Origin of the sequence: Fibrobacter sp. UWB12 (genome assembly GCF_900142485.1) — a bacterium.
In the GTDB taxonomy this organism is placed as follows: domain Bacteria; phylum Fibrobacterota; class Fibrobacteria; order Fibrobacterales; family Fibrobacteraceae; genus Fibrobacter.
On sequence record NZ_FRAZ01000008.1, the window covers coordinates 201,441 to 212,190 of the forward strand.

The window sequence follows — 10,750 nt, forward strand, 5'->3', positions numbered from 1 at the left end:
ATATAAATATTTATCGTGACAAATGGTGACATGATGTGTGGCAAATTTACTTTACCATTTTGAGCAAGTCGTCTTTGGTTATGAACTGTAATACAGAAAAAGCTGTTAGCGAGTTCCCTAAATCCTTGATAGAAGTACCAATATGGTAAATCGTATCGTCAATGATTATAAATCGGTCGTGAACTTCACGCATATTTCGCAAATCTACATGAGGCAATTGTCGATTAAGCCTATCGCATTCGGCTTTCATTGTTTGGTTTATGCGGGCTGAATAGATAATTGCGTTTACTCCAGGGGCTCTCTTGAACATAAGCGACAAAACTGTATCGTCTGCAAATGGATCAATGATGATAATTTCTTTTTGGGCGGAACGTACTAGCTGTACTGCGAATTCATAGCCGCTCCAATAAGCTTTTGCTTGTAGCATGCCTTCTTTTGGCGGAAGCTTCGCTTTTACGAAAAAATCTACCTGTTTTTCGAGATTTATCATGCGTGAATCAAGATTTTCCAGCTTGTTTTCGTGAGAAATAAGGCGCTGGTTCACGCTGAACCCTTTAAGCATGTGCTCTTTAAGGATTTTGTTTGCCCAACGGCGAAATTGAGTACCACAAATTGAGTTTACTCGATAGCCTACGGAAATTATCATATCAAGATTGTAGAAAGGAATTGATCGTGAAATTTTTCTTCCACCTTCTGTTCGAACTTGTGCAATTTTTGCACAGGTTGAATATTCTTCCAATTCTTTGGTTTGGTAAATATTCTTGATATGTCTTGTGATGGATGTTCGGTCTGTACCAAACAACTCCGCCATCTGCGCTTGAGTTAGCCAAACTGTATCCTGTTCTACGCGAACTTCTATATGAAATTCGCCCCCTTCTGGCTGATATACGATGATTTCATTCTTTTCACCATCGGCGTTGTTGATGACTGCAATCTGATGATTGTTCATCCTTTTCTCCTTCCCCCGCGGACACGCAAAAACAGCGAGGCTTTAAAAAACTGTGAAATGCTCGTATGAGCACTAGAAATGTAAATCCGTAAATGACAATTGTCAAGAGCTGCGAGAAAAAATTTCCCTATACTTAAATTACGACATTATTTGTCGCAGTAAAATAGTATTTTTAGCGAATAACAATTTTACGAGAAAACTTAAAAGAGGCTTTATGAGAGGGCATTACATCTATCAATTGGCGGCGACTATCCTGCCGAACGGCTTAGGGCACGATACTGTCGTTCACGACTTGGGTGTTTTTACATCACTTCGCACCGCTGAAAAAATTATGCGCGAGTATGTTACGGAAGGCGACTTCTATTGCCCCGTCTACAGTTTTTCCATTATGTTCCTCCCGGTGAACGATGATTTGGAATATGAGTCCGAACGCCGAATCAATATCTATTCGCCTGCGGGTGAATTACAAATTTCGGAATTCAACATGATTTCTTGCAATGGCGCTTGGAGTAACCGATTGAATATTGACATCAGAGCCATCATTGATATTGGACCGTTTAAAAAGCCGTATTTTGTTCTGTACAATCATTGGCGTCGTGGGCTTGCGACCAAGTGCGCCCGCATTTCTTTTTTGGAGCCTAAATACGAACTGGGTGCATCGTACAACAAATCGGTTTGGTTCCTGGATGAAAATGAGAAAAAGATGCTCGTCAAGTTTTTGAAATCGGGGAAACATTTTGGTTTTGAACCAAAACCATCAAATAATTGGCGGTGTGCCATTGGAGCTTTCAACAACGAAGTCCAATGCGATGACGAAAGTCGCTTTTTACCTTATGACCTCCCGATTCCCGACTACACAAAACTGGAGCCATGATGACTAGAATTTTATCACGTGCACCGCGGTGGGATATCCTCGAAAAATTCTATCGCGTTTTCGATAAAGGTCGCAAACGCGGCTGCGTTGAACAGTGGCAAAAAGAAATGCCCAAAAGCCTTTTGGAACAGGAACTATTCGATACCAAAATTCACATCGAATTCCTGAACGACCGTCGAGAAAAATTGAACAAGGAATTCCGCTGGACATTCGCAAACATGAAAAAGCTAATCACGATTGACCAGCGTATTCGTGAACTCAATAACGAAATCAACCGCACCTTCAACGCCACGAAAAAGGACATCGCTGGGCTTGTCGCGCAAAAACACGAGTGGTATAAAGAATACGAACTCGAAGCCGAAATTTGCCCCGCAAACGATTGGAGCATCATGGGCGAACACGAATATATCAGCGATTTACTTTTCTGGTATGTCAATTGGGATGCCATCAACATTCTTGCAAATACAAACGAAGATCATCACGAACGCCACAAGGCTTACAATGTTCCTGCCTGGAAGCAGATGATGCTTATAGACAAATTTGTTGAAGGCGGCGTCACTTGGGAACTTGATGCTTTGCTCTATGATACCGATGCGAGTTTGTACAGTTTCAAGGATGTTGTGCGGTTCCGACCGGAACAATTTGAAGTGCGATATAAGTTGAGCTTTTGATAGTGAATGCGTTGAGAAACTACAAGTTGGAATAAGAATCTTTGTTTTTTGATGAATATGAGTATAGATTTAAAAGAAGGCTTGCTTTTAAAAAGGGGATGATGAATTATGAAAGAAAGTAATAAAAGAATCAGAATGATTGCTGAAGAACTTGCAGACCAAATGATTGAAGTTGCCGTTAAGTATGCTAATAAGTGGGGCCGCACGAGTGGTGTTGGTTTTGTCACGATTTTTAGTCCGAAGTGGACGGGTATTACCGTTATGGATAGAAACCAACTTGTTAAGCACCTCGAAAAGCAGAAATCTAACTTGATTAAGATTATTGAAAATGGCGGGTTTGTTGAAAAAGGTGTTGTTGAAGGACCTATTAAGAAGGGCACGAAATTTGACCTTACTAAAGGCTTTCCTGAAAAAGTTGTGTTTGACATTTACCTCCGTAACTTAGTTCGCCTCGGCATTGCTGTTTCTAGGAAAGATGGTGAAAAGGTTCTTCTTGATGTGTTCAACAAGATCATGTACTTCAGGACTGGCGGCGGTGATCTTGTTTCTAAGGAAAATGGAGGTATTTCTTCTAAAATTTCTGCTATTGCTCGTTTCACTCCGACTAATCTCAAGCCTGCTTTCCATGATGGTATCACTGGTTGGGAAAATATATTCAAAAAATTGGATAAAGCTGCTAAATTAACAGAAAAGTATGAATTAAATGACGAGGATGAAAATGAGAATCTAGATGCTACTGCATATGTTCCGGTACTCCCCCCAAAAAAATATACTCCGCCAGAAACAGAAATGAAAAAAGAGATTGAGGATACTGCTGTTAAAATAGCATCGGAATATTATGAAGAAAAAGGTTTTTCTGTTAAAAGCGTGGAAAAAGAAAATTGCGGATGGGACTTGACTGTTATTAAAGGTGATAAGGAACGCCATATAGAGGTCAAGGGGACAAGCCGGAATGATTATCATTTCTTCTTATCCAAAAACGAATATGAAAAAATGATAAGCGATCCTAAATGGCGACTTTTTGTGGTGAAAAATGTACTAGAAGATCCTGAGCCGGATTGTATTGTTATTCGTCGTCAAAATGTTGAAAAGCTATTCGACTTAATTCCTTTTTGTTTCGAAGGAACGTGGAAGGAGTAGGAAATTAAATCATAGTGCATTATGCAATAGAATCAATTTCAGTTGAATCCTGAAAAATGAAAATTTATCGAGGTCAAATATTTTGACCTCGATACAAATTCTCATGGCGCCCATTTTATAAAATTAAATCTATTTTGAGAAGAAATCCTCTTCTATAATTTCGAAGGCTTTAGGCTCGCTTTGTTTTACATACCATGGTCCGTAATGTTTTGTGCCTAACGATATGTCGATTGGAACTGATAAATTTAATTCCTTAATGCAATTAATATTTTTTTCAACAATGTCGTTAACGCCATCCCAAGCCAAATATACTTTTTCATCTAAAATTGAAATTATTAGGTCGCAATCGTCTGACATCTGTTGTAGATAGACGGATTCGGCAACTTTATTTGGGAGTATTTTGTTCTTTCTGCACAAGACTGAATTTTTGCCGAAGTCACGAAGTTGTTTTTTGGGGTATCTCCATTACAATAAATGGTTATGTTGTTGTAAGCCTTTGATTCTAGGTATTTTTGTATGAGTATATCCGTGTCATCGCTATCGCCAACGAGAATTTCGTCTTTGTTTTTGATGATGTAGTCAAGAATCGTTTTGGCAAAATTGGGTAGTTCAGCAAAGGATTTTCCGTAAACAAAAATCTTTATGTATGATCTTTTTCGTAAAATTGTTGATTCCGCCAAGTCTTGCAACTGATAATAATTCCGCGAAAAGATGTAATCAATTTCAGGAATGATTGCTGCGTGGATGTTTTTGTGCTTGTACGATTTAAGGTGTCTTGCCAAAGGCGCTGATGGGTCGAATTTTCCGAAAACGAACGTCATCATTTCTCCTTCATAGTTTTGGACGCTTCGACATATTTTTCTCGTATAGTATGCGAGTTGAGGGTTGATTAGCAAAAAACGACTAATCTGAGGAAAGGATGTGTGCCCTAAGCATCCAACGGTAGCTCCTTGAGAGATGCCTATGAAATAAATCTTGGTCGCATCGGTGATTCCGATTTCTGACGAGACGATACATGCGAGTTCAGCCATTTGATCACTGCATGATGATGATGGAGCCACATTGCTCGGAGATGGTGTCGATGCGCTCACTACCGTGAATCCGTATGAGTCTCGCAGTTCGTAGGCGAACTGTATGTATTCACTTTTGTAGCCATAAACGGAATCTTCTAGATCTGTTTTGATTATAAGAATTTTCTGATGATCACGACCAAAGATGATTCCGTAATCTATTTCGTTGTTAGATATGTGTGTAATTATCAAATCAAAGGATAAATTTGATTTTTTCATGGGTTTTCCTTTTTGTTATATCTCTAAAAATAGACATTTACTGCGACAAATAATGTCGTAATTTAAAGAAAGTGAAAAATAGAATTTTAGGAATTTGCAAAATATGCAAATTGCTTTTTTACTTCTAAGGTGTAAAATTTGCGCCTTAGAAAAGAAATTTGATAATTGTTAATAATCAAGGTCGAAATTTTCGGCCTTGAACCCCAAAAAACAACTTGAAGTCAAAATTTTTGACTTCAAGTTGGGTGGAATACTTGTGTTGCAAAAAATCTTGATTTGCAAAAAAATGCACATCAAGATTTGTTTCTTGTTGGGCGTTTTCTATTACAATTGTCCGGGGAGTACTAGCTTTTCCTTAGGCGGGAAGTTTGCTTCGTACTTCTCGAATTCTTCGGGCATTCGTTCGGTTACGAAGTAGCCCTCGGGGTCTTTGTACGAGCCCGTCACTCCGTCCAAGAATCCCTCGTCGAGTTCCTTGCACAAAAAATATGGCGCGTCGCTGTTCGGGTCGTCGGCGTAGCGGATGCCCTTGGTGTAAGCGGGCGTAAATCCGCTCTTGCCGTAGAATCCGATGTTCCCGACGATGAGCAGGCAACCTGCGCCCATCTTGCGGGCGAGTTCCATGGAATAGTCGAGGAGCGCCTTGCCGTATCCCTGTCGCTTGTAGTTCGGATGGATGCTGATGGGCCCGAAGGTCATCATGCGGATTTTGCGTCCGTCGTCGGCATCGATTTTCGACCACGCGTACATCACGTGTCCGATAATTTGTCCGTCAACTTCCATGACGAGCGAGAGTTCCGGGATAAAGCTTGGGTCGTTCCTGTAATGGTGGAGGACAAAATGCTCCACGCAGCCGGGACGGTAAACGTTCCAGAATGCTTCTCGGGTGAGATTTTCGACGATTTTAAAGTCGCGCGGTTGTTCCGTGCGGATTGTGTATTTTTTCATTGTTTATCTCCAAAATTTTTGTGTGAATAGGCACAATCACCTTGGAAGACCGCCTTGAAAACATTCGTCTTCCAAGGCACTAAACAATGAACCAGTATTTACTAGATAACATCCAGCCTCTGATAAAAGTGATGCCCTAAATATACATAGTTTTGCCGTGTTTGGGGCGAAAATGCGCTTTTTTCAGACAATTCACGAATTTTAGGTGTTGTTGTGTCGTGTTTATGAAACTTTTACGAGGAAATTTTTCGGAAAAATCTAAATTTCAATGTTAGTATATGAGGATTTTTGAATATGAAAAATATTTCCGCTAAGTATCTTGTGAGCGCCCTTTTTGTCGGGCTTTGTATGTTTGCCGGTTGTGGCGACGATTCGTCGAACTCTTTCCCGGCTGCTCCGAATACGGGGGCCGTTTCTTCGTCTAGTGTAGATCAGCCGCAAAGCCAAGCTGGCGATACCCAGTCCTCTTCTAGCGAAATTGATTCGAACCCCATTGCTAATGCTTCTAGTTCTTCGGAGACTGCTCCTGTTGTCACGACAAGCTCGTCCGATGTCGCTTTGTCGTCGAGCTCTGCCGGGACTGTTGTGAACGGTCCGTTTACTTTTGCAACGACTCCGGGTACACTTGCTTTGGCTCCGGATGCCGATGGCTTCTATGATATGGGCGATGTCTATAAGGCTGTGCCCAAGACTAGCAAGATTGCTTTTGTGATTCGCCATTCCAAGCGTCAAAAGAATAATTTGGGAACAGAATCGACGCTGACTCCCATTGGTATTACAATGGCTAAGACCCTCGGTGAAAAGCTGGTGGGCGATGAATCGTTCTATTATGCTTCGACAAACTTCTTGCGTACCCGCGCAACTTGCGAAAACATTGCCGCAGGCCGTGGCGAAACCGCTGAAGTCGTGACGTGGGATGGCATTAATGGTGGTTATTTCTTGACCGTGCCTAGCGATTCGCTGGATGCGCTTGTCTCTAAGAAGGGCGGAAATCCGAAGTTCATTGCGCAATATTCTTATGGCGTTCCATTCTCTTATGCCGCTACGATTGGCGCAACTCTTTCAACTTATTTCTACGATTTGTATCCTCGCGGCAATCAGTTCGTGAACGAAGTTATTGTAGCGAACATGCCGAATTGGAAGCGCGTGAGTGTGCTTGTGAGCCATGACATGTTGGTTGAACCGCTGATTGTGTTTGTCTCGAATCGGACCATCAATTTGAAAGCTTATGAATCTCCGTTCCACTGGGTCAACTATTTGTCGGGCATTGCCGTGATTGTTGATGAAGCTGGCGCAGTGACGGCACTCCCGGTTCGCGGTGATGCGGTTGGCTGGATGATTCCGAGCCAAGAAGTGGACGAAGGTGTTTAATGAAAGTCGCTCTTCTTGGTTCAACAGGACTTATCGGGAAGAGCGTCGCTCAGTTGCTTTCCCGTTTAGATGACGTGGAATCTGTTTTTTGCCTGGTGCGTTCGGTCCCTGACTTGAATGCGTTGGGCATTTTTAATGGCGTATCGAAGTTCAATTTTGAGGCGGTGGATTTTAACGCACTTTTGAGTGCAAGGCCCGAAGAGCAATGGGCGTCTAGCGTTTGCAAGAACTTTACCGGCTGCGATGCGGTGATTTGCTGCCTAGGGACGACGCTCAAGCAGGCGGGGAGTAAGCCCGCTCAAGAAAAGGTCGATTTGCGTTTGCCGCTTACGCTTGCAGCCCTTGCGAAGCGCCAAGGCGTCAAGCATTTTCTGTGTGTGAGCGCCATGGGTGCAAATTCCCATTCGCCGTTCTTCTATAATCGCCTAAAGGGGCAACTCGAAGAAGGCCTCACGATGATGGGCTTTGATTCTCTTACGCTCGTCCGTCCGTCGCTCCTCCTCGGAAAGCACAAGGACAAGCGCTTTGGCGAAGAACTGATGCAAAAGCTTTTCGGGGCGCACCCGGAATGGGTGCCGGCGCATTTCCGCCCGGTGCCTGCAGAGACTGTTGCCGCGCATCTTGTGGCGAACATGCTCAAGCCGCCCGTAGACCACGTTTGTGCAACCGATGGTGTAAAAGGCAAGCGCATTATCTATAACCGCCAATTTTTTAATTTTTATAAAAACAATTCGGAGGTCTCATGACGTTAGTCGTCTTTATCCTTTATTTGCTAATGATGCTTGGCATCGGAGCATATTTCTCTCGCAAGGCGAACAGCCTGAACGCCTATTACCTTGGCAACCGTGGCATGAACAAGTGGGTGGTTGCCATGTCCGCCCAGGCCTCCGACATGAGCGGCTGGATGCTAATGGGCCTTCCGGGTGCCGTGTTCGTGAGCGGTTTTTCCGAAGCTTGGATCGGCATTGGCCTTGTCATCGGCACGTACTTCAACTGGAAAATCGTCGGTCGCAGGCTCCGCAAGTACAGCCATTTCTGCGGCGACTCGATTACTCTCCCGGACTTTTTCTCGAACCGTTTCCGCGACAATAAGGGCATCATCCGCGTGATTGCCTCGATTTTCATTCTCGCGTTCTTCTTGTTCTACACAGTCTCGGGCTTTGTCGCCTGCGCTAAGTTGTTCGGAACTATCTTTGGAATGAACTACACGACGGGCCTTATCCTTGGTGCAGTCGTGGTGGTGAGCTACACGTTCATGGGCGGCTTCTTTGCCGTATGCTGGACTGACTTTATCCAGGCTTCGATGATGCTTGTCGCGGTCCTCGTGATTCCGCTGATGATCATGAGCGGCTCGGGCGGTTTTGCCCCGACGATGGATGCGGTGAACGCTCAGAATCCGTACTTGATGAGCCTTTTCACGAACGCAACGACGGGCAAGTCCATTGGCCTTATCGCGCTTATTTCTAGCCTCGCTTGGGGCCTTGGCTACTTTGGCATGCCGCACATCCTCGTGCGCTTTATGTCCATCAAGAACGCCGAAGAAATCAAGGATTCTCGCCGTATCGCCATGACTTGGGTGATTATCTGCCTTGCTGCAGTCGTGATGATTGCTCTCCTCGGTCGCTATTACGTGACGGCACACGGCATCACCGTGGATGACCCGGAACGCATTTTCATGATTCTCTGCCAAGCTCTTTGCCACCCGGCCATTGCCGCCATCCTCATGGCTGCTATTCTCGCTGCAATCATGAGTACTTCCGACTCCCAGCTCCTCGTGTCTGCATCCGCTTTCAGTAACGACCTCTATAAGCACCTGTTCCGCAAGAATGCAAGCAACAAGGAAGTGATGTGGGTGAGCCGCGGCGTGGTTGTTCTCATTACGCTTATCGCCGTGATTGTCGCTATGCAGGGCGCTCCGAGTGCCGATGGCGTGAAGCATGGCAAGAGCTTCCTTGATGTGGTGATGAGCCTCGTGAGCTTTGCTTGGGGCGGCTTCGGCGCGACCTTTGGCCCGATTATGTTGCTCGCACTCTTCTGGAAACGCACGACTCTCGCTGGCGCTGTCAGCGGTATGCTCGTTGGTGGCCTTACGACGTTTATCTGGAAGTTCTACCTTTCCGGATTCTCCGCCGAAATCTTCCAGATTTATGAACTCGTGCCGGGCTTTATCCTCTCCTTCGTTACAATCGTCGTCGTGAGCCTTTTGACCAAGGAACCCTCTGCCGAAATCCAGCTGGAATTTGACAGGGTCGAAAGCACTCGCCTGAGCGATATGAAACTGTAATTAGTCAATCAACTGCTATTTGAATATTTAGCCCGGTTCAAAAGGACCGGGTTTTTCTTATTTGAAAAAGTATAATGAATTACTTTTCTGTAATTTGTTTGTTTTGTATATTCCCTGATGAAAAAATTAATTCGTTAGAAAAAAGGAGATTTTATATGTTGAAAAAGGCTTTCCTTGCTGCAACGCTTTGTGCGACTGCAAGCTTTGCAACTTGGGACAAGTTCCCTGTCCTTGAAGACCACAAGGGTGAAATCATAGTCGGTGCTGAATTTATCAAACAGGGTGAGCCGATGCAGCTCACGCCTTATGTCGGCTCCCGTTATACGGTCATGCCGAATTTGGAATTGGGCGTGATTCTCCCGTATTATGTGAATTTGAACATGAACAACGAAAACGGCCTTGCGAATCCTATATTTATGGCTCGCTACCAGTTTTTGCCGATGATGAACGCATTCTTGGATGTTCGAGTCCCTATAAGTAATGACCCCTACAATAACAGTGAATGGTCCTTCAATTTTGGTGCTCAGTATTCCCAGAATCTTGGCGTTGTAGATTTCGGTGCGGAATTGAGCCTTAAAGTGAATACTAGAGGTGATGACAAGGTGTCTCCTCCGTTGAGGCTGAATTTTGGCGCTGAGGCCGATTTTAATTTGGGAATTCCATTGACCCCGTTCATCGGTGCTGATGGGCTTATGATGATTGGCAAGTTTACTCATGAAGGGGAAAATTTTGGCAGGAGCTATACAGGAGATATGGCTGTTCTCCCTTATGCCGGTTTGAAGTATGCGGTCAACTCCAATGTCTGTGTGCAGGCTTCTGCGAAGACGGTGTTTGGCAAAGAAGAAGTGGTTGGCTCGGATACCCCGATTATAGCTGACCTCAATCTCAAAATGTCTTTCTAGAAATAGGTGGGAGGGGGAGGCTTCCCCCTCGCTTCAGCCTCGGCTTACATTGTCACCCCGGCCTCTGTGCCGGGGTCGCCTATTTCTGTTGTGAAGATCGCGCCGAGTCTTTCGCTACCCCTTCTAACGGGCTTCAGACGCCAGCCCGTAACGCCTGGCTTAAATCGCGCCCCATGAGGTCTCGGGTCCTCGTCCGGATTACGATATAAAAAAGAAAACCACCTTTGTGAACCGAACCCCGAAAGTTGGACAGTTTAAAGTTAGGATAAAATTGAGTTATGAGTCCGGTATTGTACCGGGCTCATTCCTTTTAGGCGCAGTT

General features: G+C 44.4%; 10 protein-coding genes. 7 read left to right on the forward strand and 3 right to left on the reverse strand.

From position 1 onward, the window contains the following. Window positions 1-46 precede the first annotated feature (46 nt). Window positions 47-949, reverse strand: coding sequence for a RhuM family protein (gene rhuM, locus BUA34_RS13125; RefSeq protein WP_072830321.1), 903 nt, complete (start codon window positions 947-949; stop codon window positions 47-49). A 214-nt stretch (window positions 950-1,163) separates the two neighbouring features. Here rhuM and BUA34_RS13130 point away from each other — a divergent pair, with 214 nt between their 5' ends. The 3 genes from BUA34_RS13130 to BUA34_RS13140 all read left to right on the forward strand — a co-directional run bounded on the left by BUA34_RS13130 (window position 1,164) and on the right by BUA34_RS13140 (window position 3,634). Continuing rightward, the gene (locus tag BUA34_RS13130) at window positions 1,164-1,823 is read left to right on the forward strand and encodes a hypothetical protein (protein ID WP_072830323.1); all 660 of its coding nucleotides are present in this window, start codon (window positions 1,164-1,166) and stop codon (window positions 1,821-1,823) included. Beyond that, on the forward strand, window positions 1,820-2,494 hold the full coding sequence (locus tag BUA34_RS13135) for a hypothetical protein (protein WP_072830325.1): 675 nt from the start codon (window positions 1,820-1,822) through the stop codon (window positions 2,492-2,494). The genes BUA34_RS13130 and BUA34_RS13135 overlap by 4 nt, the downstream gene beginning before the upstream one ends. 108 nt (window positions 2,495-2,602) lie before the next feature. After that, window positions 2,603-3,634, forward strand: a complete 1,032-nt coding sequence (locus BUA34_RS13140; protein WP_083579793.1) for a protein NO VEIN domain-containing protein — start codon at window positions 2,603-2,605, stop codon at window positions 3,632-3,634. Between the two features lie 335 nt (window positions 3,635-3,969). Here the strand turns inward: BUA34_RS13140 and BUA34_RS13150 are convergent, their stop codons facing one another. Both BUA34_RS13150 and BUA34_RS13155 read right to left on the reverse strand, forming a co-directional pair. Beyond that, window positions 3,970-4,923: a hypothetical protein gene (locus BUA34_RS13150; RefSeq protein WP_072830331.1), complete on the reverse strand. Its 954-nt coding sequence runs from the start codon at window positions 4,921-4,923 to the stop codon at window positions 3,970-3,972. A 324-nt stretch (window positions 4,924-5,247) separates the two neighbouring features. After that, window positions 5,248-5,871 carry a GNAT family N-acetyltransferase gene (locus tag BUA34_RS13155; protein WP_072830333.1) on the reverse strand — a complete coding sequence of 208 codons (624 nt, stop codon included), beginning with the start codon at window positions 5,869-5,871 and terminating at the stop codon, window positions 5,248-5,250. A 294-nt stretch (window positions 5,872-6,165) separates the two neighbouring features. Between BUA34_RS13155 and BUA34_RS13160 the strand changes: the two genes are divergently transcribed. The 4 genes from BUA34_RS13160 (at window position 6,166) to BUA34_RS13175 (ending at window position 10,428) form a co-directional block, all read left to right on the forward strand. After that, window positions 6,166-7,242 (forward strand): histidine phosphatase family protein, encoded by a 1,077-nt coding sequence (locus BUA34_RS13160; RefSeq protein WP_072830335.1) that lies wholly within the window; start codon window positions 6,166-6,168, stop codon window positions 7,240-7,242. Further along, window positions 7,242-7,988 carry an NAD(P)H-binding protein gene (locus BUA34_RS13165; RefSeq protein WP_072830337.1) on the forward strand — a complete coding sequence of 249 codons (747 nt, stop codon included), beginning with the start codon at window positions 7,242-7,244 and terminating at the stop codon, window positions 7,986-7,988. The genes BUA34_RS13160 and BUA34_RS13165 overlap by 1 nt, the downstream gene beginning before the upstream one ends. Beyond that, the gene (gene putP, locus BUA34_RS13170; protein WP_072830339.1) at window positions 7,985-9,526 is read left to right on the forward strand and encodes a sodium/proline symporter PutP; all 1,542 of its coding nucleotides are present in this window, start codon (window positions 7,985-7,987) and stop codon (window positions 9,524-9,526) included. The genes BUA34_RS13165 and putP overlap by 4 nt, the downstream gene beginning before the upstream one ends. A gap of 155 nt (window positions 9,527-9,681) precedes the next feature. Continuing rightward, window positions 9,682-10,428: a hypothetical protein gene (locus BUA34_RS13175; protein WP_072830341.1), complete on the forward strand. Its 747-nt coding sequence runs from the start codon at window positions 9,682-9,684 to the stop codon at window positions 10,426-10,428. Window positions 10,429-10,750: the final 322 nt, after the last annotated feature.